This is a genomic window from Corynebacterium vitaeruminis DSM 20294, assembly GCF_000550805.1.
Classification (GTDB): domain Bacteria; phylum Actinomycetota; class Actinomycetes; order Mycobacteriales; family Mycobacteriaceae; genus Corynebacterium; species Corynebacterium vitaeruminis.
Genome location: NZ_CP004353.1, coordinates 2,011,099 through 2,036,351, shown reverse-complemented (window position 1 = coordinate 2,036,351; position 25,253 = coordinate 2,011,099). Strand labels below are relative to the sequence as shown.

21 protein-coding genes are annotated in these 25,253 nt (G+C 65.0%); 10 read left to right on the top strand and 11 right to left on the bottom strand.

The window, feature by feature from the left end; translation table 11 throughout:
- Positions 1 to 6: 6 nt before the first annotated feature.
- The 3 genes from gcvH to gcvP are packed head-to-tail and all read right to left on the bottom strand — an operon-like array spanning position 7 to position 4,326.
- Complete coding sequence (gene gcvH, locus B843_RS09275) at positions 7 to 396, bottom strand: glycine cleavage system protein GcvH (RefSeq protein ID WP_025253237.1); 390 nt, start codon at positions 394 to 396, stop codon at positions 7 to 9.
- 4 nt (positions 397 to 400) lie between these two features.
- Positions 401 to 1,489 (bottom strand): glycine cleavage system aminomethyltransferase GcvT, encoded by a 1,089-nt coding sequence (gcvT, locus tag B843_RS09270; protein ID WP_025253236.1) that lies wholly within the window; start codon positions 1,487 to 1,489, stop codon positions 401 to 403.
- 17 nt (positions 1,490 to 1,506) lie between these two features.
- Positions 1,507 to 4,326 (bottom strand): aminomethyl-transferring glycine dehydrogenase, encoded by a 2,820-nt coding sequence (gcvP, locus tag B843_RS09265; RefSeq protein WP_051483487.1) that lies wholly within the window; start codon positions 4,324 to 4,326, stop codon positions 1,507 to 1,509.
- A 240-nt stretch (positions 4,327 to 4,566) separates the two neighbouring features.
- On the opposite strand from gcvP, the gene B843_RS09260 reads away from it, so the two are divergent.
- Entirely contained in the window at positions 4,567 to 5,562 is a 996-nt protein-coding gene (locus B843_RS09260; protein ID WP_025253235.1) for an HNH endonuclease signature motif containing protein, read from the top strand.
- A 74-nt stretch (positions 5,563 to 5,636) separates the two neighbouring features.
- On the opposite strand, the gene sucB is transcribed toward B843_RS09260, so the two are convergent.
- On the bottom strand, positions 5,637 to 7,637 hold the full coding sequence (gene sucB / locus B843_RS09255; protein WP_025253234.1) for a 2-oxoglutarate dehydrogenase, E2 component, dihydrolipoamide succinyltransferase: 2,001 nt from the start codon (positions 7,635 to 7,637) through the stop codon (positions 5,637 to 5,639).
- Positions 7,638 to 7,759: 122 nt separating this feature from the next.
- Complete coding sequence (locus tag B843_RS09250; protein WP_025253233.1) at positions 7,760 to 9,313, bottom strand: leucyl aminopeptidase; 1,554 nt, start codon at positions 9,311 to 9,313, stop codon at positions 7,760 to 7,762.
- 76 nt (positions 9,314 to 9,389) lie between these two features.
- Between B843_RS09250 and B843_RS09245 the strand changes: the two genes are divergently transcribed.
- A complete protein-coding gene (locus B843_RS09245) occupies positions 9,390 to 10,490 on the top strand; it encodes a branched-chain amino acid aminotransferase (RefSeq protein WP_025253232.1) in 1,101 nt (366 codons plus the stop codon).
- A 6-nt stretch (positions 10,491 to 10,496) separates the two neighbouring features.
- On the opposite strand, the gene B843_RS09240 is transcribed toward B843_RS09245, so the two are convergent.
- From B843_RS09240 to B843_RS09225, 4 genes are read right to left on the bottom strand one after another with little or no spacing between them, the layout of a single operon-like run.
- Positions 10,497 to 11,327, bottom strand: coding sequence for an adenosylcobinamide-GDP ribazoletransferase (locus B843_RS09240; RefSeq protein WP_025253231.1), 831 nt, complete (start codon positions 11,325 to 11,327; stop codon positions 10,497 to 10,499).
- Between the two features lie 5 nt (positions 11,328 to 11,332).
- Positions 11,333 to 12,412, bottom strand: coding sequence for a nicotinate-nucleotide--dimethylbenzimidazole phosphoribosyltransferase (cobT, locus tag B843_RS09235; RefSeq protein ID WP_025253230.1), 1,080 nt, complete (start codon positions 12,410 to 12,412; stop codon positions 11,333 to 11,335).
- A 59-nt stretch (positions 12,413 to 12,471) separates the two neighbouring features.
- Entirely contained in the window at positions 12,472 to 13,014 is a 543-nt protein-coding gene (locus B843_RS09230; RefSeq protein ID WP_025253229.1) for a bifunctional adenosylcobinamide kinase/adenosylcobinamide-phosphate guanylyltransferase, read from the bottom strand.
- A 1-nt stretch (position 13,015) separates the two neighbouring features.
- Complete coding sequence (locus B843_RS09225; RefSeq protein WP_025253228.1) at positions 13,016 to 13,681, bottom strand: DUF3043 domain-containing protein; 666 nt, start codon at positions 13,679 to 13,681, stop codon at positions 13,016 to 13,018.
- A 178-nt stretch (positions 13,682 to 13,859) separates the two neighbouring features.
- Between B843_RS09225 and B843_RS09220 the strand changes: the two genes are divergently transcribed.
- On the top strand, positions 13,860 to 14,204 hold the full coding sequence (locus B843_RS09220) for a HesB/IscA family protein (protein ID WP_025253227.1): 345 nt from the start codon (positions 13,860 to 13,862) through the stop codon (positions 14,202 to 14,204).
- 67 nt (positions 14,205 to 14,271) lie between these two features.
- Here B843_RS09220 and B843_RS09215 read toward each other — a convergent pair whose 3' ends face one another.
- Positions 14,272 to 14,913 (bottom strand): DUF1345 domain-containing protein, encoded by a 642-nt coding sequence (locus B843_RS09215; protein WP_025253226.1) that lies wholly within the window; start codon positions 14,911 to 14,913, stop codon positions 14,272 to 14,274.
- A gap of 4 nt (positions 14,914 to 14,917) precedes the next feature.
- Positions 14,918 to 16,840, bottom strand: a complete 1,923-nt coding sequence (gene asnB / locus B843_RS09210; protein WP_025253225.1) for an asparagine synthase (glutamine-hydrolyzing) — start codon at positions 16,838 to 16,840, stop codon at positions 14,918 to 14,920.
- A 534-nt stretch (positions 16,841 to 17,374) separates the two neighbouring features.
- Between asnB and ctaC the strand changes: the two genes are divergently transcribed.
- The 7 genes from ctaC (at position 17,375) to B843_RS09175 (ending at position 25,234) form a co-directional block, all read left to right on the top strand.
- Positions 17,375 to 18,466 carry an aa3-type cytochrome oxidase subunit II gene (ctaC, locus tag B843_RS09205; RefSeq protein ID WP_025253224.1) on the top strand — a complete coding sequence of 364 codons (1,092 nt, stop codon included), beginning with the start codon at positions 17,375 to 17,377 and terminating at the stop codon, positions 18,464 to 18,466.
- 26 nt (positions 18,467 to 18,492) lie between these two features.
- Complete coding sequence (ctaF, locus tag B843_RS09200) at positions 18,493 to 18,945, top strand: aa3-type cytochrome oxidase subunit IV (RefSeq protein ID WP_025253223.1); 453 nt, start codon at positions 18,493 to 18,495, stop codon at positions 18,943 to 18,945.
- Positions 18,946 to 19,534: 589 nt separating this feature from the next.
- Positions 19,535 to 20,152: an aa3-type cytochrome oxidase subunit III gene (ctaE, locus tag B843_RS09195; protein WP_155895135.1), complete on the top strand. Its 618-nt coding sequence runs from the start codon at positions 19,535 to 19,537 to the stop codon at positions 20,150 to 20,152.
- A 67-nt stretch (positions 20,153 to 20,219) separates the two neighbouring features.
- Positions 20,220 to 21,116 (top strand): cytochrome bc1 complex diheme cytochrome c subunit, encoded by an 897-nt coding sequence (gene qcrC, locus B843_RS09190; RefSeq protein ID WP_025253221.1) that lies wholly within the window; start codon positions 20,220 to 20,222, stop codon positions 21,114 to 21,116.
- Positions 21,113 to 22,336, top strand: a complete 1,224-nt coding sequence (gene qcrA / locus B843_RS09185) for a cytochrome bc1 complex Rieske iron-sulfur subunit (protein WP_025253220.1) — start codon at positions 21,113 to 21,115, stop codon at positions 22,334 to 22,336. The genes qcrC and qcrA overlap by 4 nt, the downstream gene beginning before the upstream one ends.
- Entirely contained in the window at positions 22,336 to 23,958 is a 1,623-nt protein-coding gene (gene qcrB / locus B843_RS09180; RefSeq protein ID WP_025253219.1) for a cytochrome bc1 complex cytochrome b subunit, read from the top strand. Before qcrA ends, qcrB begins: the two co-directional genes overlap by 1 nt.
- Positions 23,959 to 24,637: 679 nt before the next feature.
- Entirely contained in the window at positions 24,638 to 25,234 is a 597-nt protein-coding gene (locus B843_RS09175) for a C40 family peptidase (protein WP_025253218.1), read from the top strand.
- Positions 25,235 to 25,253: the final 19 nt, after the last annotated feature.

Below are 25,253 nucleotides of genomic sequence, written 5' to 3'. Positions count from 1 at the left end.
GAGGCCTTAGGATACTCCGTTGGCCGCCGCGTACTCGGAGGCGGTCATGAGCGGGCCGACCTCGTCGACCGCGACCTCGAACAGCCAGCCCGCACCGAACGGGTCGGAGTTGACCACCGAGTAGTCGTCGTGGACCGCGTCGTTGACCGCGGTGACGGTGCCGGTGACGGGCGAGTAGATGTCGGAGACGGACTTGGTCGACTCGACCTCGCCGCACGGGTCGCCCGCGGTGACGGCGTCGCCCACCTGCGGCAGCTCGGCGAAGACGACCTCGCCCAGGCGGTCGGCGGCAACCGAGGTGATGCCCACCTTGACTGTCTCACCCGCGGCCTTATCGGCGGGCGCGTTGATCCACTCGTGCTCCTCGGAGTAGGAGAAATCAGCTGGCAGGGACATGGTTTTATCCTTTCTGGCGGGTGTAGAACGGGAGGGAGACTACCTCGAAGGGGTAGCGCTTGCCGCGAATCTCGGCCTCAAGAGCCGTTCCCGGCGTTGCTTTTCGCTTGTCGACGTAAGCCAAGGCGACTGGCCGCGAAAGCGTCGGCGAGTGCTGACCCGAGGTCACCTCGCCGACTAGGGTCTCGCCGTCGAAGAGCAGGTCGTGGGCGCGGGCGGCGCGGCGCTGGGAGCTCGAAAGCCCCACCAGCACCCGCTCCGGCGCGGGAGCGCTGGCCAGCGCCTCCTTGCCCACAAACTCGCAGTCCTTGGCCGCGACGGGCATCCCGGCGGCGACCGGGGTGAGCTCGAGCGTGAGCTCGTTGCCGTAGAGCGGCATGCCCGCCTCCAACCGAAGGGAGTCGCGGGCGGCCAGCCCCGCCGGCACGGCGCCGGCGTGAAGCAGCGCGCCCCATACCGCGGCAGCCTTGCCGCCCGGCACGAACACCTCGAAGCCGTCCTCGCCGGTGTAGCCGGTGCGGGCGACGAGCGCGTCGACGCCCGCCACGGTGACAGGTGCCGCCGCGTAGTAGGGCATCCCGGTCACCCGCGCGGCGAGGTCGTCGGGGACCAGCGAGAGCAACAGCTCCTGGGCGCGAGGGCCCTGGACCGCGACGAGCGCGGTATCTAGCGATTCGTCGGTGACGGTCACGTCGAAGCCCTCCGCCCGGGAGGCGAGCTCGGCGGCGACGACCTTCGCGTTGCCCGCGTTCGGTACCACGAGGTACTCGTCCTCGGCAAGCCGGTAGGTGATGAGGTCGTCGATGATGCCGCCTGACTTGTTGACAATCATCGAGTACTTCGCCTTGCCCACCTTTACCTGCGACAGCGTCGAGATGAGCGCGTAGTCGAGGAATTCCCCGGCCTGGGCGCCGCGCACGCGCACCTCGCCCATGTGGGAGAGGTCGAAGAGCCCCGCGGCCTCGCGCACGGCGCGGTGCTCGGCGAGCTCGGAGCCGTACTTCAGCGGCATCTCCCACGGGCCGAACGCGGTGAAGCTCGCGCCGAGCGCCACGTGCTCCGCGTGCAGCGGGGACTGGAGCAGTTCAGTCATGTAAGGATCCTTCCGGGTCAGTTGCCGAAGTCGAAGGCGGACGGCGGCGGGCAGGAGCAGGCGAAGTTGCGGTCGCCGTAGGCCTCGTTGAGGCGGCGCACCGGCGGGAAGTACTTGTCCCCGCCGCGCAGCGAGCGCAGCGGATAGGCCGCCTTCTCGCGGCTAAACGGGTGCGTCCAGGAGTCGGCGATCACCGACTCAGCCGTGAACGGGGCGTGGTGGAGCACGGAGTCCTCGTAGGCGTAGTCGCCGCGGGCGACCTCCTCGATCTCCGCCCGGATCGAGCGCATGGCCGCGATGAACCGGTCGAGCTCGCCCTTGTCCTCGCTCTCGGTAGGCTCCACCATGAGCGTTCCCGCGACGGGGAAGGACAGCGTCGGGGCGTGGAAGCCGTAGTCGACCAGCCGCTTCGCGACGTCCGTGGCGGTCGCACCTGTGGCGTCGGTAAGCGAACGCAAATCGAAGATGCACTCGTGCGCGACGAGCCCCGACTCGCCGGTGTAGAGCACAGGGAAGGATTCGCGCAGGCTGGCCGCGACGTAGTTGGCGTTGAGGATCGCGTTCGCGGTGGCCTGGCGCAGCCCCTCGTCGCCCATCATCGCGATGTACGCCCACGAGATCGGCAGCACGCCCGCCGAGCCGTAGAACGTGGAGGCGACCGGCACCCCGGGGCCGCGCTGCGGCAAGGTGGGGTCGGTAGGCAGGAACGGCACGAGATGCTCGGCCACGGCCACAGGCCCCACGCCCGGACCGCCGCCGCCGTGCGGGATGGTAAAGGTCTTGTGCAAGTTCAGGTGGGAGACGTCGCCGCCGAACTCGCCGGGGCGCGCGTAGCCCGCCAGCGCGTTGAGGTTCGCGCCGTCGATGTAGACCTGCCCACCCGCGGCGTGCACCTTCGCGCACACCTTGCGTACCGACTCCTCGAACACGCCGTGCGTGGAGGGGTAGGTGATCATGATGCCCGCCACGTGGTGCTCGTGCTTGGCCAGCTTCTCATCGAGGTCGCCCAAGTCGATCGAGCCGTCCGCGGCCGTGGCCACGACCGCCACGCGCAGGTTCGCCAGCGTCGCCGAGGCCGCGTTCGTGCCGTGGGCGGACTGCGGGATCAGGATGATGTCGCGCTGGTCGTCGCCGCGCGAGAGGTGGTAGCGGCGGATGGCGTTGAGGCCCGCGAGCTCGCCCTGGGAGCCTGCGTTGGGCTGTAGGGAGACCTTGGCGTAGCCGGTGATCTCGGCCAGCCATCCCTCGAGGTCGGCGATGAGCCCGAGCCAGCCGGCGGCCTGCTCCTTCGGCGCGTACGGGTGCATGTTCGCGAACTCCGGCCAGGTGATCGGCTCCATGCCGGTGGTCGGGTTGAGCTTCATCGTGCACGAGCCCAGCGGGATCATCGTGCGATCCAGCGCCAGGTCCTTGTCCTTGAGCCCGCGCAGGTAGCGCAGCATCTGCGTCTCCGAGTGGATCGAGCTGAACACGGGGTGCGTTAACGTCGGCGTCGTTCGCGCGAGCGCTTTCGGGAGGCGCGGGGCTGCATCGTGCTTGTCGACGACTACGCCAAAGGCGTCCGCCAGCATCCGAACGTCGGCCTCGTTCGCGGACTCGCCAAAGGCGACGGAGACCTTGTCGGCGCCGATGGCGCGCACGAGGTAGCCCTTTGCTGCCAGACCCGCGACGATCTCCTCGGCGCGGCCTGGGACGACCACGGTGACGGTGTCGAAGAAGCGCTGGTGGGCGAGGTCCACCCCGCCGTCCTCGAGCGCCTCCGCGAACGCGCAGGCGAGCCCGTGGACGCGCTCGGCGATGGCCTTCAGGCCCTCCGGCCCGTGCCAGACGGCGTACATGGAGGCGCACACGGCGAGGAGCGCCTGGGCGGTGCAGATGTTGCTCGTGGCTTTCTCGCGGCGGATGTGCTGCTCGCGGGTCTGCAGCGCGAGCCGGTAGGCGGGTCGCTCGTCGGCGTCGACGGACACGCCGACGATGCGGCCGGGCATCTGGCGCTTGATGGCGTCGGTGACCGCCATGAACGCCGCGTGCGGGCCACCGTAGAACAGCGGGACGCCGAAGCGCTGGGAGCTGCCCACGGCGATGTCGGCGCCGAGCGCGCCGGGGCTTTCCAAAAGCTGGAGGGCCAGCAGGTCGCAGGCGACGGCCGCGAGCCCGCCGCGGGAGTGGACGTCATTGATAGCCTGGCGGATGTCGGTGACCTCGCCCTCGGTGCCCGGGTAGGCGGCGACGATGCCGATGACGCCCTCGCCGACCAGCCCCTGGGCTAGGTCTGCGACCTCGACCTCGATGCCGATCGTGCGGGCGCGGGCCGTGGCCACGGCGAGTACCTGCGGGTGCAGCGCCTCGTCTAGGACCACGCGGTTGCCCTTGCGATGGACGCGGCCCATCAGCCCCACGGCCTCCGCGACAGCGGAGGCCTCGTCGAGAAGCGACGCGTTGGCCACGGGCAGGCCGGTGAGCTCCTCGACCATGGTTTGGAAGTTGAGCAGCGCCTCGAGCCTGCCCTGCGAGATCTCCGGCTGGTAGGGGGTGTAGGCGGTATACCAGCCCGGGTCCTCGACGACGTTGCGCCGGATGACGGGCGGGGTGATGGTGTCGTAGAAGCCCTGGCCGTAGAAGGCCTTGAGGACGGTGTTCTGCTTGGCGTAGGCGCGGAGCCTTTCGGCCGCCTGCGCCTCGCTGAGGCCGGGGCCGAGGCCGAGGTCGTCGGTGGTGCGGATGCCGGAGGGGATGGCGGCGTCGAGGAGGTCGTCGATGCTGGCGTAGCCCACGGCCTCGAGCATGAGCTGTTGCTCGTGGCTGTCGGGGCCGACGTGACGGCGTGCGAAGGTCATGGTGGCGGTTCTTCTCCTTGCTGCACGGGGGTGTGAACGAAGTCATTATATAGCGGCAGGGGAGGTGGAGGACACGAAATCGCGCATTTTAGCCGAGGTCGGAGGGATTCGCAGGGCGGGGTCCGCGCAGGCCCGGAAAACTGTGGATAGATCGGGTGGGGTGGGAAGTTATCCACAGATTTTGGGTCCTTTTTTCATGTGCTCTTGCGCGGGGTTGCGAGGGCGTTTAGCGTGCGGGGCATGAACGTGTTGGAGACCTTGGGCGCGCTGCTGCACGACCCGATGACGCTCATCGAGGAAGCCAGTGGGCTGGGTGAGGGTGAGCTGGAGCGGTTGTTGCCGGAGTCCACGGCGGCTACCGTCGCAGGGCTTGCGGCGATCTATGCCGCGCCCTCGCCGATGTCGCGGGTGCAGGCAGAGTGCGTGTCCGCGATCCGCGCCAACGGGCACTGCCTGGATGCGCTTGTGGCGATCGAGGCGGTTGCCCGCCGGGTGGCGGACAAGCGTAAGAAGTGGCGCCTGCGCCGCGAGCTGTGCCGGATGAAGGCGGCGCCTGCGGAGCTTAAACGCCGCGGACTGGCTTTGCTAAAGAAGCTCGTTGCACCCCGCGCGTTGACGTTGGGGGTGTCGGTGCGCAGGTATGCGGACAATACGTGGTCGATGCGGGTCAACGCCCCAGCGGAGGTGATCGCTACGCTTTACGACCCGGTCAAGGACGCCGATGACCCGGTGGCGGCGTTGCAGGAGGCGATCACCGGTGGCGGGGCCGTAGCAACGGTGCTGCGGCCGATCGTGACGATCCCGCTGGACGCTCTCGATGCGGTGCTGGATGGCACCGGGGATGAGACGGTGTTGCGGTGCTCGGATGGGGTGGAGCGCACCAGCACGCAGGTCGCCCGCATGAAGCTGGATGAGAAGTGGGGGTTTGCGCTGATTCATCCGGTTGAAGGGCCGGTGGACTTGGTTCGCTCGGAGCGGTTTGCCAACGGCAAGCAGCGGGTGTTGGCGGCGGTGGAGAATCCCACCTGTGCGTGGGATGGGTGCCATAAGCCAGCCGATGAGTGCCAGGTGCATCACTTGGTTCCGTGGCAGTTCGGTGGGCACACGAGAAGTTCGAACCTGGCCACGTGCTGCGCGTATCACAACGGTGTCAACGACGATGATCCGGCGGGTCCGTCGGTGCGCGGGCGGCTGGAACGCGTCGACGGGAAGGTACGCCGGGTATTCCGTAGCTAGCGCGCCTAGCGCACGCAAAAAGCCGCAGGGAGGGTCTCCCTGCGGCCTAGAAGGCGTGCCTTCGTGCTTTCCGGCTAGAGCTCGAGCTCGGACTCGAAGTTGCCGGTCTCGAGGCGGTCCTTGATGGTCGCGGTGAAGCGGCCAGCGTCGGCGCCGTCGACGACCTGGTGGTCGTAGGTGAACGGGATGTAGCACATCTGGCGGATGGCGATCGCGTCAGCACCGTTCTCGGTCACGACGACCGGACGCTTCTGGATCGCTGCGGTGCCGAGGATGCCAGCCTGCGGCGGAACCAGAATCGGGGTGTCGGACAGGGCGCCCTCCGAACCAATGTTGGTGATGGTGAAGGTGGCGCCGGTCAGGTCGTTCGGCTTCAGCTTGTTGTTGCGAGCCTTGTCGGCCAGGTCGACGATGGCCTTCGCGATCTCCACGAAGCTTAGCTCCTGGGCCTTGTGGATGACCGGGGTCAGAAGGCCGCGTGGGGTGTCCACGGCGATGGCCACGTTGACGTCCGCGTGGTAGGTCATCTCCTTGGTCTCGGCGTTGTAGGAGGCGTTGACGTTCGGGTGGGAGACGAGCGCCTCGACTGTGGCCTTGACGAAGAACGGCAGGTAGGTGAGGTTGATGCCGTGCTTTGCCTGGAAGGCGGGCTTGTTCGCCTTGCGCAGGTCGGCGATCGTGGTGACGTCGACCTCCTGCAGATGGGTCAGCTGGGCGGAGATCTGCAGCGCCTCGACCATCTTTGCGGCGGTGATCTCGCGGATGCGGTTGACCTTCTGGGTGGTGCCGATGAGCTCGGCCTTCGCCGGGTCGACCGACTTGGTGGACCAGTTGGCGCGCGGGTCGGCTGCGGCAGGTGCCGCCGCCGGGGCGGCCGGGGCTTCGCCCTGACCAGCGGCTGCGAGCACGTCCTGCTTGCGGATGCGGCCGCCGACGCCGGTGCCGGTCACGGTGTTGAGGTCAATGCCGTGCTTGTCGGCCAGCTTGCGCACCAGCGGGGTGACGTACGGGACCTTGTCGTTGTTCACCTTCGCGGCCGGAGCCTCGACCTTTGCGGCCGGCTCGGCTGCGGGAGCAGGCTTTTCGGCTGGGGTCTCAACCTTGGCCGCCGGCTCGGCCGGAACCGCCGGTGCAGCTGGCTCAGCCGGGGCTGCGCCGGGCTGGCCGATGCGGACGATGACGTCGCCGACGTCGACGGTGTCGTCTTCGTTGGCGAGGATCTCGAGGATGACGCCTGCGACGGGGGAGGGGACCTCGGTGTCGACCTTGTCGGTGGAGACCTCGAGCAGCGGCTCGTCGACGGCGACGGTGTCGCCGACGGACTTCAGCCACTGGGTAATGGTGCCCTCGGTGACGGATTCGCCGAGCTCGGGCATGACGACGTCGGTGGACTCACCGGAGGCGGCCGGTGCCGCCGCGGCAGGTGCTTCCACCTTGGCCACCGGCTCCTCAGCCGGTGCGGCTGGCTCAGCCGGGGCTGCGGGTGCTGCGCCGGGCTGGCCGATGCGGACGATGACGTCGCCGACGTCGACGGTGTCGTCTTCGTTGGCGAGGATCTCGAGGATGACGCCTGCGACGGGGGACGGGACCTCGGTGTCGACCTTGTCGGTGGAGACCTCGAGCAGCGGCTCATCGACGGCAACGGTGTCGCCGACGGACTTCAGCCACTGGGTAATGGTGCCCTCGGTGACGGACTCGCCGAGTTCGGGCATGACGACGTCGGTGGACTCACCGGAGGCGGCCGGTGCCGCTGCGGCGGGTGCTTCCACCTTGGCCGCCGGCTCCTCGGCCGGTGCAGCGGGAGCTTGCGGTGCGGCCTCCTCGGCCGGCGCCTCGCCTGCCTCGCCGATGACGGCGATAACCTCGCCGACGTCGACGGTGTCGTCCTCGTTAGCGCGGATCTCGAGCAGAACGCCAGCAACAGGAGAGGGCACCTCGGTGTCGACCTTGTCGGTGGAGACCTCGAGCAGCGGCTCGTCGACGGCAACGGTGTCGCCGACGGACTTCAGCCACTGGGTAATTGTGCCCTCGGTTACGGATTCGCCCAGCTCGGGCATGACAACGGAGTGCGCCATTGTTTATTGACTCCTCGAAAGTAGTGCCGTTGAAATGTTAGTACCTTAAAAGATTACCGGTTTGTCGCTGTGAATGTGGCTTTCAGGGGGAACCTACGAAAGAATTCGCCCCTTGCCCACAGCTACATATGCTCGATCTCGCTCAGCACCTCGATGAAGGTGCGCACCGGCACGCCGGTCGCGCGCTTGGGGGTGTAGCCGTACGCGCTGCTCGTGTTGTACGCGGGACCCGCGATGTCCACGTGCGCCCACTCGATCCCTTCGGTAACAAAGTGCCGCAGGTAGCAGGCCGCCGCGAGCATGCCGCCGTTGCGGTTGCCGGTGACGTTTCGGATGTCGGCCACGGGCGACTTGACGGCCTCGGCGATCTCCTCCGGCAGCGGCATCGCCCAGGCGTTCTCGCCCATCGCCACGCCAGCGGCGGCGATCTGGTCGCGCAGGGGACCGTTGCCCATGACGCCGGAGGTGCGCTCCCCGAGGGCCACCAGCTGCGCGCCGGTCAAGGTCGCCGTGTCGATGAGATAATCCGGCTCGTCCTCGCAGGCGCGCGCCATGGCGTCGGCAAGCACCAATCTGCCCTCGGCGTCGGTGTTGAGGATCTCGGATGTCGTTCCGCCGTAGTGGGTGATGACGTCGCCCGGGCGGTAGGAGTTGCCGCCCGGCATGTTCTCCGCGAGCGGGATCGTCGCGGTGACCTTGATATTCAGATCAAGTCGCGCGGCCGCGAGGACGGTGGCGACCACGGCCGCGGAGCCGCCCATGTCGGAGATCATGTTGTCCATGGATGCCGGGGGCTTGAGCGAGATGCCGCCGGTGTCGAAGGTGATGCCCTTGCCCACCAGCGCCACGTGGTGGTAGCAGTCCTTCGGCTCCCACGTCAGCCTCACCAGCCGCGGCGGGCGCGACGAGCCCATGCCTACGGCGAGGATGCCGCCGAAGCCCTCCTTGGCCAGGCGCTTCTCGTCGAGGATCTCCACCGCGATGCCCTGCTCGGTGGCCAGCTCCTCGATGATAGAGGCATAGGTGGCGGGGTAGAGGTGCGAGGAGGGGGCGTTGACTAGGTCGCGGGCCACGCAGACCGAGCCTGCGATGATCTTGGCCCGGCGCATCTCCTTCTTGGCGTTTTCGCGGGAGTCGACGAACACCGCGCGTCCGAGCGGCTCGCTTGAGCTCGGCTTCGAGCGCAGGCCGGGGTAGTCGTAGGCGCCGAGCGCGAAGCCCTCCACCGCAGGGCCTAGGCCGAACGAGCCCAGGGTGGTCGCGACGGTGCCCACCCCCTTGAGGCTGCGGGCGGCGACGCCGGCGGCGCGGCGCAGCTTCTCCTCGTCGAGCGCATCGGGGTTGCCCAGCCCCACGGCGAGGACGAAGTCGGCTTCCATCCCCTCGATGGCGGGGACGCGGGTGAGCTCCTCGGCCTTGCCTGTGGCCCCCACGGCGGCGAGCAGTTCCCAGATGGCGGTGTCGACGCTCTCGTCGAACAGCCCCGTCGCCGCGAGCTCGAGGCCCGACTCGCCCTTGAACACGGGCACGACGAGCGCGTCGTATTCCTCCGGCAGCTTGTTTGACAGGCTCAGCTTCGTGCGAAGCCCCTTATCGGGAAGCCCAATTGCCTTGCGAGTGGAAGTCTTGTTGCCCACGGTGAATTCTCCTGCCTTCTGCAACGCTGAGGTGGTCATGTGTGACCGACAGATCCAGAGTAAACGAATGCCCGAATCTAGGACGGCGCAGGTGGGAGGTGTACCTTTAAAAGGCATGACGGACCTTAAGTTTGCAGTAGAAAAGACCGATCACCCCACCTCGCCGGAAAAGCTCAAGGAGATTTTGGCGAACCCGGGGTTCGGTAAGTACCGGACCGACCACATGGTCACCATCGACTGGAGCGAGGATAAGGGCTGGCACGACGCGAAGGTCACCGCCTACGCGCCGCTCACCCTCGACCCCGCGACCAGCGTCTTCCATTACGGCCAGGCCATCTTCGAGGGAATCAAGGCCTACCGCCACGCCGACGGCACCATCAAGACCTTCCGCCCTCAGGCCAACGCCGCCCGCTTCCAGCGCTCCGCGCACCGCATGGCCATGCCCGAGCTGCCCCAGGAGGTCTTCATCGAGGCGCTCCAGCAGCTGGTCGCCATCGATCAGGACTGGGTTCCGGCCGCCGGCGGCGAGGAGTCCCTCTACCTTCGCCCGTTCATGATCTCCACCGAGGCCACTCTGGGCGTTCACCCGTCCACCTCTTACAAGTTCATCGTCATCGCCTCCCCGGCGGGCGCGTACTTCTCCGGCGGCGTCAAGCCGGTCTCCGTCTGGCTGAGCGAGGACTACGTCCGCGCCTGCCCGGGAGGAACCGGTGCGGCGAAGTTCGCGGGCAACTACGCGGCCTCGCTGCTCGCTCAGGCGCAGGCCTCCGAGAAGGGCTGCGATCAGGTCGTGTGGCTGGACGCTATCAAGCGCACCTACATCGAGGAGATGGGCGGTATGAACCTCATGTTCGTCTTCGGCGAGGGCAAGGACGCGCACGTGGTCACCCCGCAGCTGTCCGGCTCCCTGCTGCCGGGTGTCACCCGTGACTCCCTGCTCCAGGTCGCGGCCGACCTGGGCTACACCACCGAGGAGCGCCTCGTGTCCACCCAGGAGTGGCACGACGCGGCGCTGTCGGGCGAGATGAGCGAGGCCTTTGCCTGCGGCACCGCCGCCGTGATCACCCCGGTCGGCTCCGTGAAGTCCAAGCACGGCGACTACGAGGTCAACGGCAACCAGGCTGGCCCGATCACCATGCAGCTGCGCGAGAAGCTCACCGGCATCCAGCGCGGCACCGAGGAGGACACCCACGGCTGGATGTACACCCTCGTCTAAGGGTTTTTAGAGCGTTACGACGCCTACGGCCAGCACCGCCGCAACCGCGGCGGCGTTGGTCTCCATGATGAACCCGGTGGTATCCCCGTTGAGCCCGCCGAAGCGCTTCGTGCAGTGGGCGGCGAGGAAGAACGCGAGCCCTAGGGCCGCGGCGAGTGTCGCCGCGGCCAGCAGCGTGAAGGCGACCGGTGCGCCCATCATTGCGCCCACGCCAGCCGACGCGGCCACGCAGGCCACCGCCCACAGGACCGTCCACCAGGTCTTCGCGGTGCCGATCATCATCGCGCCGAAGCCCGTGGGCTTCATGGGGCGGAAGTGCTCGTTCGCGCCGACGGGGCCGGTGGTGCGAGCAAAAAGCGGTATCAGAAAGACGATCGCCCACGCCAGCCGCGAGGCGTCGACAAGCGCGGCAATGGACGCGACCTCGACGAGCATGACTAGAAGCGCCGAGCCCATCCCGATGAGCCCCGCGTGGGGGTCGGCGAGGATCTCGCGGGCGCGCTCGGGCGGGGCGTAGGAACCCAGCGCGTCCGCGACGTCCGCGAGCCCGTCGAGGTGCATGAAGCGGGTAAACAGCGCCCAGGCGGTAACAACCAGCGCGCCGATGAGCAGGGGGTAGGCGCCCAGCGCCGAGAGTACAGCGACGATGCCAGCCCCCAGCGCCCCGAGCACGATCCCGACCACCGGTAGCGAGGCCATCACGCGCGCGCCGGTGGTGCGGTCGAAGGCGCTTGTGCCCTTGATCGGCAGGATGGTCAGCCAGCTCAGCGCCGTGGCCGGGCCCTCGAGGATAGCTGGGCCGTGTTCGCCGTCGACGAAGTCAACTTTTCCGGACAGGGCCCCTACTCCTGGATCTTGTCGTCGAAGCGGTTGGTGGGCACGGTCCCCTTGCCGGAGACACCCGCGGACTCGAAGGTGGCCATGTCGTTCATGATGTTGCAGGCCATCATGACCAGCGGGACGGCGGCAGCGGCGCCAGAGCCTTCGCCGAGCCGCATGCCCAGCTTGAGCAGCGGATCAAGCCCCAGGTAGCGCAGGGCGAACATGTGCGCGGGCTCGGCGGACTGGTGCCCGGCCTGCATCCAGAAGCGAGCGCCGGGGGCCATCTTGTCGGCGAGCATCGCGGCGGCGGTGACCACGACGCCGTCGAGCAGCACCGGGGTGCGGCGCACGGCGGCCTGGGCGATGAACGCGGCCATGGCGGCCAGCTCGGGCGAGGTGACCTTGCGCATCATGGTGAGGATGTCGTTGCGGTCCTTGCGGGCGCGGAACATCGCGTCGCGCACGGCGGCGACCTTGCGCTTCCATCCCTCGTCGTCGACGCCGGAGCCGCGGCCGGTGACCACGACCGGCTCATTGTTGGTGAGCAGCCCGATGATGACCGCGGACGGGGTCGTGTTGCCGATGCCCAGGTCGCCGGCCATGAGCAGGTCCGCGCCAGCGTCGACCTCCTGGTCGGCGATGCGCTTGCCGATCTCGATCGCCCGCTCCAGCTGCTCGCCCGTCATGGCGTCCTCGTAGTCGATAGAGCCGCAGGACTTGCTCACGCGCTCCTCGCCCCAGGCGTCGTGGAAGAGCGAGATGTCGGCTACGCGCACGCCGGTGCCCGACTGGCTCGCGATCGCGTTCACGCCCGCGCCGCCCAGGCGGATGTTCTCCGCCATCTGGATGGAGACCTCGATGGGGTAGGGGGAGACCCCCTTGGTGGCGATGCCGTGGTCGCCCGCGAACACCACCAGCCGCGGCCGCTCGATCTTCTTCGGCGGCACGCACGACTGGCACGAGGACAGCCACACGCCCAGGTTCTCCAGCCGTGCCAGCGAGCCGGTCGGCTTGGTCAGCGTGAGCTGGAACTCTCGGGCCTTGTCGGCGTACTCGGCGCTGGGTGCGTCGACCTTGGGGAAGAAATCAGATGGCTGCATGGCGATGAACGGGCTTCCTTATTTACGACTAGTGATTCAATTAACGGGGCGGGTACGCCTCAACGCTTCAACGATAGTGCCTGCCCCGCGACGACGAGCTCGACGCGCTCGCACACCCCCGCAACCTGCTGGTTGAGGGTGCCGATCTCGTCGCGAAACAGCCTGCCCGCGTGGTGCTCGGGGATGATGCCCATCCCCACCTCGGGGGAGACCACGATGAGGTCAACGCAGGAGGGCAGCGCGGCGATGGCCTCGAGCAGGGCGTCGAACGCGCCCGCGAGCTGCCCCCGGGGACCTGCCCAGCCGCCGCGGCGGTCGATCAGGTGGGTCACCCACGTGCCCAGGTCGTCGACCAAGACCGTGAGCGGCTCCGTGCGCCCGCGCAGCGAGGAAAGCACCTCGGTGACGTCGCGGGCGTCCTCGGTTACCCAGCGCGCGGGGCGGCGCTGCACGTGGTGGCGGATGCGCTCGGCGAAGTCCGCGTCGAACTCGCCGGAATACGGCCTGGCCGTCGCCACGTACACGCACGAGGCATCTCCCACGAGTTCCTCGGCGAAGCAGGACTTGCCGGACCTAGCCCCGCCGAGGACGAGCGTGCGCACCTTATTCGACCTTGTCGCCGATTTCCACGCGCGGCTTCGGCGTGCGCCAGCGGCGCGGCTGGGTCGCGCGCCCGTAGGCGTAGAAGCCCAGGCTGAAGCCGGACTCGGTGGTGTGGGGGTACTTCGCCTTCGCGGCGCGAGACGCCTTGCGGCCGAGGTAGACGCCCTCGATGAACAGCACGATCATGATGACCATCGCGACCATGGAGACCGCAGCACCCAGCGTCTGCTGCTTCTGCCCGATAAACAGCAGCACCAGCAGGATGATCGCGAACGGCATCACCAGGTTGTTGAGGTAGCGGCGCGCGTCGACGAAGTCGCGGATGAAGCGCTTCTCCTGCCCCTTGTCGCGCGGTAGCAGGTACTTCTCCTCGCCGCGGTCCATCGCGGCCTGCGCGGCCTGCTGCTGCTTGCGGCGGGCCTCCTTCTGGTCCGCCTTGTACTGCTTCCACTCCTCGTCGCTCATGGAGGCCTTGAGCTCCTTGCGCTTCTTGCGGCTCTCGCCGTAGGACTCGGCGGTGGAGAAGCGTGCCTCGAACGCACCGCTGGCGGCCTGCGCCTGCTTGCGGCTGGGGGTCGCGTGGCCCTTCTTCGGGGTGTAGGCCTTCGAGTGCTTCTCCGAGGCAGAAGCGTTGTCTACGTTGTCTTTCTGATTGGCATCATTCACGCCCTCAAGGCTACCAAGGCGTAAGGTGGGCGGGGACAATGGCGTGACCGGAATCGGGTGGGAATAGATTTAGGGCAGGCATAGTTGAATCGGTAAATGGGCCAGCTGCCCGGATGCTGCTAGAGTGGTGGCACAAATTGAGTTCGATACACCCTTATTTTCCTGAGGAGAAGCGATAATGACCGCACCTTCAACCAACACCGGCGTGATCCTGAGCGAGGCCGCTGCAGCCAAGGCGAAGGCTCTGCTGGAGCAGGAAGGCCGCGATGACCTGTCCCTGCGCATCGCCGTTCAGCCGGGTGGCTGCGCTGGCCTGCGCTACCAGCTTTACTTCGACGATCGCGACCTGGACGGCGACAAGGTCGATGAGGTCGGCGGCGTGCGCCTGGTCGTCGACAAGATGAGCGTGCCCTACCTGGCAGGCGCCCGCATCGACTTCGCGGACACCATCGAGTCGCAGGGCTTTACCATCGATAACCCGAACGCCAGCTCGTCGTGCGCCTGCGGCGATTCCTTCAACTAGGTCGCTGCCGCTTTTCGACGACCAAGGCCTAAAAGCCCCAGTGTTTTCACTGGGGCTTTGCGCGTGCCTAGAACAGGGAGACCAACACGTTGATGAGGCTGGCCGTGATGACGGTGTTGTACAGGAAACTGTAGAGGCTGTGGACGAAGACGATGCGCCGCATCTCGGGGTCGGTGACCACGACGTCGGTAATGCCCGCCGTGGTGCCGATGGAGAAGGAGACGTAGGCGAAGTCGCGGTAGCTCGGGGGATCCTTCTGGTTAAAGTCGAGCCCAGGGTTTTCGTCGTAGTAGCACCACGCGTAGCGCAGCATGAAGATGGTGTGCACGAGCGCCCAAGCGATGGCGACCACGGCCAGCCCCAGCAGCGCGCGGGTGGCGGTGCGGTAGAGGTCCCCGCCGTGGCTGTCGATGATGAGCAGGACCACCGAGGCGATGGCCAAAACCGTGGAGACGATGACCACCGCCTGCCGGAACGCGGTCGAGGGGACCTCGCCGCCGGCATGCTCGCGGGTGGTGTCGGCGTCCATGCCGTCGACCGACCGCCACACGGCGATCAGATAGACGAGCGCGCCGGCCGAATAACCGACCGCGGGCGCGACCAGCCACTTCTTGACCAGGCAGGTCGCGATACCCACGGCCACCGCGACCACAACCGCCGCGGTGGCGTGGAAGAGGGCGTCCCCGCGCGCCGATCGTGCGGCGGGCATGGCCTTAGAGGTAGACCGGGTAGTCGCGCTGCTCGATGCCCGGATCGATGCGCTTTTCCACGAAGATGCCGTGCCAGACCATGAAGGCGAGCACGGTCCACAGGCGGCGGGAGTGGTCGCTGACACCGTTGCGGTGCTCGTTGAGCATCTCCATGACGGCGGTCTTTTTGAAGATGTCGTCGGTCTGGGAGGCGTTGATCTGATCCTGGGCCCAGCCGAAGAGCTCGTCGCCAGCGAGCCAGTGGCGCATCGGCACCGGGAAGCCCAGCTTCTTGCGGTGGAGGACGTGGGCGGGGACGATCTGTTCCATGGCCTTGCGCAGGGCGTACTTGGTGGTGCCGTGGCTGATCTTGAGATCATGCGGGATCGTCTCGGCGACCTTGAACACCTCGCGGTCGAGGAAGGGCACGCGCAGCTCGAGCGAGTGCGCCATGTTGATCTTGTCGGCCTTGACCAGGATGTCGCCGCGCATCCAGGTGAACAGGTCTAGGTGCTGCATGCGCGCGACCGGGTCCATGTTCTTCGACTGCGCGTAGATGGGGGCGGTCACGTCGCGGTGATCCCACTCCTGCTTGGCCCACGGGATGACCCGCTTCATCTGGTCGAAGTTGAAGGAACGGGCGTTGCCGTAGTAGCGCTCCTCCATGGTCATCGAGCCGCGGTTGAGCAGCGACTTGCCCTTCATGCCTTCGGGGAGCACCTTGGACAGCTGGCCTAGCCCGCGGCGCAGCGGGGTCGGGATCTTCTCGAACGGCGCCAGTGACAGCGGCTCCTTATAGATGGTGTAGCCGCCGAACAGCTCGTCGGCGCCCTCGCCGGAGAGCACCACCTTGACGTGCTTGCGCGCCTCCTGGGCAACGAAGAACAGCGGGACCAGCGAGGGGTCGGCCACCGGGTCGTCCAGGTACCACATGATCTTCGGGATGGCGTCGGCGTACTCCTCGGGGGAGACAATCTTGACGATGTGCTCGACCCCGATCGCGGCGGCCGACTCGGCGGCGACGTCGACCTCGGAGTAGCCCTCGCGCTCGAAGCCGGTGGTGAATGTGAGCAGGTTCGGGTTGTGGCGCTTGGCCAGGGTGGCGATCGCGGTCGAGTCGATGCCGCCGGAGAGGAATGAACCGACGGTGACGTCGGCGCGCATGTGCTTCTCGACGGAGTCCTCGAGCGCGCGGGCGATGCGGTCGAACAGCTCCTGCTCGGTGCCCTTGGCCACCTTCTGCGCGGGGAACTGGGGGCGGAAGTAGCGGGTCTGCTTGAGCTCGCCGCCGGGGGTGACGGTGGCGGTGCAGCCGGACTCGAGGCGGCGGATGCCGGCGTGGAGGCTTTCCGGCTCGGGCACGTACTGGAGGTCGACGTAGTGCTCGATGGCGCGGCGGTCAAGGCTGAGGTCGATACCCATGTCCTCGGCCATCTCGAGGATGCACTTCTTCTCGGAGGCAAACGCGGTGCCGGCCTCGGTGGTGGCGAAGAAGAGCGGCTTGATGCCGAAGGGGTCGCGGGCCAGGAAGAGCTGGCGCTCCGTGGTGTCCCAGATGGCGAAGCCGAACATGCCGCGCAGGTGGCGCACGACGTCGGCACCCCAGTGGTGGTAGCCCACGACGATGGTCTCGCCGTCGCCGGAGGTGTTGAAGGTGTACCCAGCCTCCTGCAGCTCCTTGCGCAGCTCGACGTAGTTGTAGATCTCGCCGTTGAAGGTCATGGCGTAGCGGTCGGGCTCGCCCTCGGGACCCCAGCGCAACGGCTGGTGCGAATGCTCCAGGTCAATGATGGAGAGTCGATTGAAGCCGAAAACGGCGTCGTCGTCGTGCCAGGTTCCGGCCTCGTCCGGTCCGCGGTGGCGCATGCATGGCAAAGCCTTTTCGATGGAAGCGGTGAACTGCGAGGCGTTGCCGTCAGCGCTAAGGAATCCAAGGAGTCCGCACATGTGGTGAGGCCTTCTCTCTTTCATACTGGCGAGTGAATACTAATAAGGGTGCGCGGTGGCGCATTGCTACTAGGCTACTCGCCCGACACGTGGGTGCAGGAAACGGCCACGCCCGACGCATATGTGCGATGAGACGCAAGCCCGGCGCTTAGCCCCTCGGGGAAGGGGCAGCCCGCCTTCGGAGCGTCGAAAAGCGAAAAAAACCACCGTGAGCTGCCCTTTTAGGTAAGGGGGTGACCTTGGTTGGTGCTGTGGGTATCCATAAGGTTGATACAGGACGATTCTACTGTGAGATGGGTTACACGGCCGCGCAGCGATGTGGGCTAAACACCCTAGTAGTGCCCCAAACGGTCATGTTTTAGCAGTTCTAGGGGCGTTAATGGGTGGATGGAGGGGGAGAAATAGTTAAGGAAACGGGCCGTTCATGCGCTATTCTCCCTATTTAGACGTGGCTATTTGAGAATGTCTCATGCGACGCCATGGATATTTCAGAAAGTCTTGAAGAATCTAGTGTTTAAAGGAAGGCAGACGCGCGTGAAACAGCAGCAGAAGCGTGGCTTGGGCCGTAAGGCACTGCTCGGCAGTGTCCTTGGTTTCGGTGGCCTCGCCCTTGCAGGATGTGACGTCGAAGCACCGGGTGGCGTGCTGGGCAAGGCCTTGGCATTTGGTTGGCCGGAGGGCATTACGCCCGAGGCGACCGCCATGTACAACTTCTGGGTGTGGGTCTGGGTTACCGCCTGGATCATCGGCTTCATCATGTGGGGCCTGTTCATCTACGGCATGTTTGCTTGGAGCGCCAAGCGCGCCGAGAAGGCCGGCAAGGGCGAGTTCCCGCGCCAGACCCAGTACAACATTCCGCTCGAGCTGGTCCTGACCATCGTCCCGATCATCATCGTCATGACCCTGTTCTTCTTCACGGTTCAGACCCAGGACAAGGTCACCGCGATGGACAAGAACCCGAAGGTGACCGTCGACGTGACCGCCTACCAGTGGAACTGGAAGTTCGGTTACCAGAACGTCGCCGCCGATCTGAGCCCCACCGGCTCGGAGTACAAGGGCATCGACGAGGAGCGCCAGGCGGACGCAGAGGCCACCAAGGAGGATCCGAACGGCGAGAACCCGATCAACGGCTACTCCAAGTCGGATGTCTCCTACCTTCGCTTCGACAAGATCGAGACCCTCGGCACCACCGAGGAGGTTCCGGTCCTCGTCCTCCCGTCGAACACCCCGATCCAGTTCGACCTCGCTTCCGCTGACGTCTCCCACGCCTTCTGGGTCCCGGAGTTCCTGTTCAAGCGCGACGCTTACAACCACCCGGAGGCCAACAAGCAGCAGCGCAGCTTCCAGATCGAGAAGATCGAAAAGGAAGGCGCCTTCGTCGGCCGCTGTGCTGAGATGTGTGGTACCTACCACGCGATGATGAACTTCGAGATCCGCGTCGTGAGCCCGGAGAAGTTCAAGCAGTACATGGAGATCCGCAACGCCAACCCGGAGCTTCCGAACTCCGACGCACTGAAGCAGATCGGCGAGGCTCCGTACGCGACCTCCACCAGCCCATTCAACTCCGACCGTACCAACACCCGCGATGGTGCTAACTCGGTCGACAACAACGGCGCAGCCGCTTAAGAGATAAGGGAAGAGGTTTACATACAATGAGAGCAACTTCCAAGATCATGTACTCGATGGCCGTGTTCCTGGCTATCGTGACTGCGATCTACTTCTTCGGCACCATGTACGTCCAGGACTCCGGAAACCTGCACCGCGCGGGCGGCGGTTCCTACAACTTCGAGTGGGCCGGCGGCGTCTCGATGATCCTGGCCACCCTGCTGGCTCTGATGCTCGGCGGCTACCTGCACTTCACCGACAAGCGCATCGACGTTCTTCCCGAGGACTGGGAAGAGGCGGAGATTCAGGACGGCGCGGGCACCCTGGGCTTCTTCAGCCCGAGCTCCATCTGGCCGTTCGCGATGAGCATGTCCGTCCTCGTTCTGGGGCTGGGCATCATCTACCTGCACTACTGGCTGATCGCCATGGGCGCAATCCTGCTCATCTGGTCGACCACCATGCTGAACCTGCAGTACGGCCTCCCGAAGGAAAAGCACTAGTTTCATAGTCGGGGAGACATTCCCTAGGCTTCACAGCGCGTCTGATAACCCAGGTGCGGCACCCCAGCGGTGTTGCGCCTGGGTTTTTCGCGTCCCCTAATAGGGGTGGCGCTGGCGTCACTGTGACGGTTGCTTTTCGACGGCCAAGGCTGTGCGTCGGAGGGGGCTATAAAAAAGTTCCCGCCGATGCGGAAAATGCCGAAAACTTTTCCTTGGGGGTGGAAGTGGCTGTGAAAGGCCAAAACCGCAGGTAAGGCTAGGTCAAACTAAAGTTTGATAGGGCGAAAATTGCGGATGCGCGATTGTGAGATAACTCTCATCAAACAGCGTGCAATTTTCGGCGTGGGCTGACCTATTGAATCGAGCGATTTAGGGGCCGTGACCCGTTTTTTGAAATGGGGTTGCCATGGGGGTGGAATGACCTGCGTAAACGCCTCGTCGGATGAACGAGGCCATTAGTTCCCTAGGGTGGCGAAGGAATCTGGGGCGAATTTCCGAAGGTCAACGTTGTGAAATTGGCAAATCCAACCTTTGATAGCAAGGGGGGCATGAGGTGACTTACGCAGGTCGAACCGTCATACTAGATAGCGTGACGAGCGCAATTGGAAACAAAGATATGGCAGCACCACAACGTGTTGCGGCACTGAACCGTCCGAATATGGTCAGTGTCGGCACGATTGTGTTCCTGTCTCAGGAATTGATGTTCTTCGCCGGCTTGTTCGCGATGTACTTCACTTCGCGTGCGAATGGCATTGGAAACGGCTCGTGGAAGGAAGGTGCTGAGCACCTCAACGTTCCATACGCCCTCGTGGTCACCATCATCCTGGTGTCCTCTTCCTTTACCGCACAGCTTGGCGTTTTCGCAGCAGAGCGCGGCGACGTATTCGGACTGCGTCGCTGGTTCAGCCTCACCGTTCTCTTGGGTGCGACCTTCCTTGTCGGTCAGGCATACGAGTATGCAAACCTGATCCGCGAGGGAATGACCATCCCGAGCAGCGTGTACGGCTCGACGTTCTTCATCACCACCGGCTTCCACGCGGCACACGTTCTTGCCGGCGTTCTGGCCTTCGTGGTGGTCATCCTGCGAATCAGCAAATCGAAGTTCACCCCGGCACAGGCGACCGCGGCAATGGTTGTGTCCTACTACTGGCACTTCGTTGACGTTGTCTGGATCGGACTCTTCATCACCATTTACTTCATTCAGTAGGCCGTAGCGGCCTGGGCACATGCTCCGGCCTACAGCCCTTCACTTTCCGCAACGAGACATAAGGAAAATGATGGATAACAACCCTCAAACCCCCGCAATGGTCGAGGAGACCGTGTCGGCCAAGCAGGCGAAGAAGGTGCGAAACCGCCGCAAGGTGCGTCGTACCGTCGCCGGCGCCATGGCCCTCGCGTTCGGCTTGACCGGCGCGGGCATCATCGTCAATGCGGTTACCCCTGACGCACAGGTCGCAACCGCTCAGAAAGACGAGCAGGCTCTTGTCCAAGAAGGTAAGGATCTCTACGACGTCGCTTGTATCACCTGCCACGGTGCAAACCTGCAGGGCGTGCAGGACCGTGGTCCTTCCCTGATTGGCGTGGGCTCGGGCGCAGTGTACTTCCAGGTTCACTCCGGCCGCATGCCGATGCTGCGCAACGAGGCACAGGCAAAGCGTAAGACTGCGCGCTACTCCGAGGCTCAGACCCTCGCTCTGGCAGCGTACGTCCAGGCAAACGGTGGCGGACCAGAGATCGTCACCAACGCCGACGGCACGGTCGCGATGGACTCCCTCCGCGGCGCCAACTACGACGGCAACATCGACCCGGCCGACGTTGCCCGTGGTTCCGACCTCTTCCGCCTGAACTGCGCTTCCTGCCACAACTTCACCGGTCGTGGCGGCGCGCTTTCCAGTGGTAAGTACGCCCCTGTCCTGGATCCTGCCAACGAACAGGAGATCTACCAGGCCATGCTCACCGGCCCGCAGAACATGCCGAAGTTCTCCGATCGCCAGCTGTCCGCTGACGAGAAGAAGGACATCATCGCCTACATCAAGTCGGCAAAGGAAACCCCCAGCCCGAGCGGTTGGAGCCTCGGCGGCCTCGGCCCCGTGGCTGAGGGTATGTTCGCTTGGTTGGTCGGCATCGTGGTCCTCGTGGCCGCTGCACTCTGGATTGGATCCCGTTCATGAGCAATTCAAACGAAATGAAGTACACCGATAAGCAGCTTGCTGCGATGAGCAACGACGAGCTGGCCCGCCTGGGCACCGAGCTCGACGACGTGACGGTTGCCTACCGCAAGGAGCGCTTCCCGATCGACAACGATCCGGCTGAGAAGCGCGCCGCCCGCAAGGTTGGCGTCTGGCTGGCCATCGGCATTGTCGCCGCGGTCGCCTTCCTGGCCATCTACCTGTTCTGGCCGTGGAAGTACAAGGGCCTCGGCGACGAAGGCCTGTGGACCTACACCCTGTACACCCCGTTCCTCGGCATCACCGCCGGCCTGGCCATTCTGAGCCTCGCCTTCGCCGTGATCATCTACATCAAGACGATCATGCCCGAGGAGATCGCGGTTCAGCGCCGCCACGACGGCCCGTCCGACGAGGTCGACCGCCGCACCATCGTCGCCCTGCTGAACGACTCCTGGGAGACCTCCACCCTCGGCCGCCGTAAGGTCCTGAAGTCCCTGCTCGGCGTCGGTGGTGTCCTCGCGGGCCTCGTGGTCATCGCCCCGCTCGGCGGCATGATCAAGAACCCGTGGAAGGCTGGCGCTCTGGGCATCCAGGGTGACGGCACCCTGTGGACCTCCGGCTGGGCGCTGAGCTCCCGCAAGGGTGTGAAGCTCTACCTCGGTCGCGACACCGGCACGCTTGCTGAGAAGGAAGAGAACTCCACCGGCGAGCACTACACCACCCAGGGCGTGACCCGCCTCGTGCGCATGCGCCCCGAGGATCTGTCCGCCGCCGCCATGGAGACGGTCTTCCCGCTGCCCGAGGATCTGGTCAACGACGGAGACAAGTACAACAAGGAAGCAGACGTCTACGAGGAGCACATGCACTCCATCCACGGACCTCGTAATGCTGTCATGCTGATCCGCCTGCGCTCCGAGGACGCCGCCAAGGCCGTCGCGCGCGAGGGCCAGGAGGACTTCCACTACGGCGACTACTACGCCTACTCAAAGATCTGCACGCACATCGGTTGCCCGACCTCCCTCTACGAGGCCCAGACCAACCGCATCCTGTGCCCGTGCCACCAGTCGCAGTTCGATGCTCTGCGTTGGGGCAAGCCAGTCTTCGGTCCGGCTGCCCGTGCTCTGCCACAGCTGCCGATCACCGTTGACGAAGAGGGTTACCTCGTTGCTGCAGGCGACTTCATTGAGCCTGTCGGCCCGGCATTCTGGGAGCGTAAGTCCTAATGAGCACTAAACTCGCCGAAATCGGCAACAACATTGATTCGCGATACACCGCCGCCGCGGGTATTCGCCGCCAGATCAACAAGGTCTTCCCGACTCACTGGTCCTTCATGCTCGGTGAGATCGCACTGTACAGCTTCATCATCCTGCTGCTGACCGGTGTCTACCTGACCCTGTTCTTCGACCCGTCCATCACCAAGGTCATCTACGATGGCGCCTACCTGCCGCTCAACGGCATGGAGATGTCTCGCGCCTACGAGACCGCGCTGAACCTCTCCTTCGAGGTTCGCGGCGGACTGTTCATCCGCCAGATGCACCACTGGGCAGCGCTGATGTTCATGGTCTCCATGACCGTGCACATGCTGCGCATCTTCTTCACCGGCGCGTTCCGCCGCCCGCGTGAGGCCAACTGGATCATCGGCTGCGTGCTGCTGTTCCTGGGCATGGCCGAGGGCTTCATGGGTTACTCGCTGCCGGACGACCTGCTCTCCGGCGTCGGCCTCCGCATCATGTCCGCCATCGTGGTCGGCCTGCCGATCATCGGCACCTGGCTGCACTGGCTGATGTTCGGCGGCGACTTTCCGTCCGACCTCATGCTGGACCGCTTCTACATCGCGCACGTGCTGATCATCCCGGGCATCATCCTGGGCCTCATCGCAGCTCACCTCGCTCTGGTCTGGTACCAGAAGCACACCCAGCTGCCTGGACCGGGCCGCACCGAGAACAACGTCATCGGCGTTCGCATTCTGCCGCTGTTCGGTCTGAAGGCCGCCGCCTTCGGTCTGGTCACCGCTGGTGTCTTGGCGCTCATGGCTGGTCTCACCACCATCAACGCCATCTGGATGCTTGGCCCGTACAACCCGGCTCAGGTCTCCGCTGGTTCCCAGCCGGATATCTACATGCTGTGGACTGACGGTGCCGCCCGTGTCATGCCGGCGTGGGAGCTCTACCTCGGCCACTACACCATCCCGGGCGTGTTCTGGGTTGCCCTGCTGGCCATCGTCATGGTCGTCCTGCTGATCTCCTACCCGTTCATCGAGAAGAAGATCACCGGCGACGATGCTCACCACAACATTCTGCAGCGCCCGCGCGACGTGCCGGTTCGTACCTCGCTGGGTGTCATGGGTCTGGTGTTCTTCAACCTGCTGACCCTCTCCGGTGGTAACGACCTGTTCGCCTACCACTTCCAGGTCTCCCTGAACGCCATGACCTGGGTCGGCCGCATCGGACTCATCATCCTGCCGCCGCTGGCCTACTTCATCACCTACCGCATCTGCATCGGCCTCCAGCGCTCCGACCGCGAGGTCCTCGAGCACGGTATCGAGACCGGTATCATCAAGATCATGCCGAACGGTGCCTTCATCGAGGTTCACCAGCCGCTCGGCCCGGTTGACGAGCACGGACACGCAGTGCCGCTGCCGTACGCTGGCGCCGCTGTCCCGAAGCAGATGAACCAGCTCGGCTTCTCCGGTTCCCCGGGTCGTGGATCCGCCTTCACGCCGGATTCCCCGGAGATCGCAGCCAAGGCTGCAGAGATCGAGCACGAGAATCACCGCGAGGAAGCGGAGATGCTCGACAACCTCAACCGCGCTAACCGCGCCAAGGACGAGGAGAACGGTCTGTAAAGACCCCAATTAGCGCTCGCGAAGCCCGCTACGCCCGCAAGGGACCGTAGCGGGTTTTCTGCTTGTCGACGCCAAAGGCGAGACACCCTTATATATAGGAATAGCCGCGCACCCGACGGGCCTACTCAAGTATTCGGAACGTCCCAAGTTCCATTCTTAAGCTCCGCGAGACAACCGAAAGCAGGAAACCACAGGAATTAACACCTTTCACGTTTCATGATGTTCGCGGGCCGCCGTTCGCTGTGTGAATCCCACCAATTCTAAAAAGTAACACGAATCACACGGTACTCAGATAACGTGTTTGGTGACGTCAAAGATAAACCTCAGGCGCGAAAATATCGACATTAGAGTTCAATTATTTCCGCAGGTAGCTTGGGGAATTATGGGAAATGGCTGCGAATGATTGCGGTTTGGTCACAAAATGAGAACTTCTCAGGAAAGTTCATCTTCTTTAAGTAACGACTTCATAACGACATGATTACGGAACCGAAAAGTGGACAGCCCGGGGGATTGTTTCGTAACCTAATCGAGACATTCAAAAGCGACCAACCGCAGTCGTTACGTCAAGAAGAAAATCGAAAAGCCTAGTCGAGGCCAAGTCTGGTGCAGTTTCCAGATACTGACCTTGGACGCTCCGGATCGCCGGGGCGGAGGCGCAACACAGTTTGGAGATTCATTCGTGGCTAAGCACCGTCGCCGTAGTCAGTTCACCGCCCGCAAGACCGCCGCTGCTTCCGCAGTCCTGGTTGGTTCCGCGGCCGCCCTGGCTACCCCGGCTCAGGCTGCAGAGGTTGTAGTTCCGGGCACCAACGTCAGCGTTGACGTTCCAGGCATCGAGAACGTCCCCAATGCTTCGCAGTTCATTCCTTCCCTCTCCGGGCAGGGCATCGTTGACAACTTTAATGCAGTCGTCAACCCGTCCTCCAACAACTCCACCGGCCAGGCCATCGTGGATGCAGCACGCTCGAAGATCGGCTCCCCGTACGTGTGGGGCGCTACCGGCCCCAACGCCTTCGACTGCTCCGGCCTGACCTCTTGGGCCTACGCGCAGGTTGGCAAGGCCATCCCGCGCACCTCCTACGCGCAGGCCGCGCAGGGCACCCCGGTTCCGCTGGATCAGCTCCAGCCGGGTGACATCGTCTCCTTCTACTCCGGCGCGTCCCACGTGGGCATCTACGCTGGCAACGGCAACGTCATCCACGCCGTCACCGAGGGCACCCCGCTGTCTGAGGCCCCGATGAGCAGCATGCCCATCTACAACGCGGTTCGCTTTTAAGAACGCAACGCGCTCAACC

Excerpts from the sequence above, each read along its gene's own strand:
- sucB (WP_025253234.1), bottom strand. The coding sequence starts at position 7,637 with ATGGCGCACTCCGTTGTCATGCCCGAGCTGGGCGAATCCGTAACCGAG.
- gcvP (WP_051483487.1), bottom strand. The coding sequence starts at position 4,326 with ATGACCTTCGCACGCCGTCACGTCGGCCCCGACAGCCACGAGCAACAG.
- gcvH (WP_025253237.1), bottom strand. The coding sequence starts at position 396 with ATGTCCCTGCCAGCTGATTTCTCCTACTCCGAGGAGCACGAGTGGATC.
- qcrB (WP_025253219.1), top strand. The coding sequence starts at position 22,336 with ATGAGCACTAAACTCGCCGAAATCGGCAACAACATTGATTCGCGATAC.
- ctaF (WP_025253223.1), top strand. The coding sequence starts at position 18,493 with ATGAGAGCAACTTCCAAGATCATGTACTCGATGGCCGTGTTCCTGGCT.
- B843_RS09245 (WP_025253232.1), top strand. The coding sequence starts at position 9,390 with ATGACGGACCTTAAGTTTGCAGTAGAAAAGACCGATCACCCCACCTCG.
- B843_RS09260 (WP_025253235.1), top strand. The coding sequence starts at position 4,567 with ATGAACGTGTTGGAGACCTTGGGCGCGCTGCTGCACGACCCGATGACG.
- cobT (WP_025253230.1), bottom strand. The coding sequence starts at position 12,412 with ATGCAGCCATCTGATTTCTTCCCCAAGGTCGACGCACCCAGCGCCGAG.
- B843_RS09220 (WP_025253227.1), top strand. The coding sequence starts at position 13,860 with ATGACCGCACCTTCAACCAACACCGGCGTGATCCTGAGCGAGGCCGCT.
- B843_RS09215 (WP_025253226.1), bottom strand. The coding sequence starts at position 14,913 with ATGCCCGCCGCACGATCGGCGCGCGGGGACGCCCTCTTCCACGCCACC.
- asnB (WP_025253225.1), bottom strand. The coding sequence starts at position 16,840 with ATGTGCGGACTCCTTGGATTCCTTAGCGCTGACGGCAACGCCTCGCAG.
- qcrA (WP_025253220.1), top strand. The coding sequence starts at position 21,113 with ATGAGCAATTCAAACGAAATGAAGTACACCGATAAGCAGCTTGCTGCG.
- qcrC (WP_025253221.1), top strand. The coding sequence starts at position 20,220 with ATGATGGATAACAACCCTCAAACCCCCGCAATGGTCGAGGAGACCGTG.
- B843_RS09250 (WP_025253233.1), bottom strand. The coding sequence starts at position 9,313 with ATGACCACCTCAGCGTTGCAGAAGGCAGGAGAATTCACCGTGGGCAAC.
- gcvT (WP_025253236.1), bottom strand. The coding sequence starts at position 1,489 with ATGACTGAACTGCTCCAGTCCCCGCTGCACGCGGAGCACGTGGCGCTC.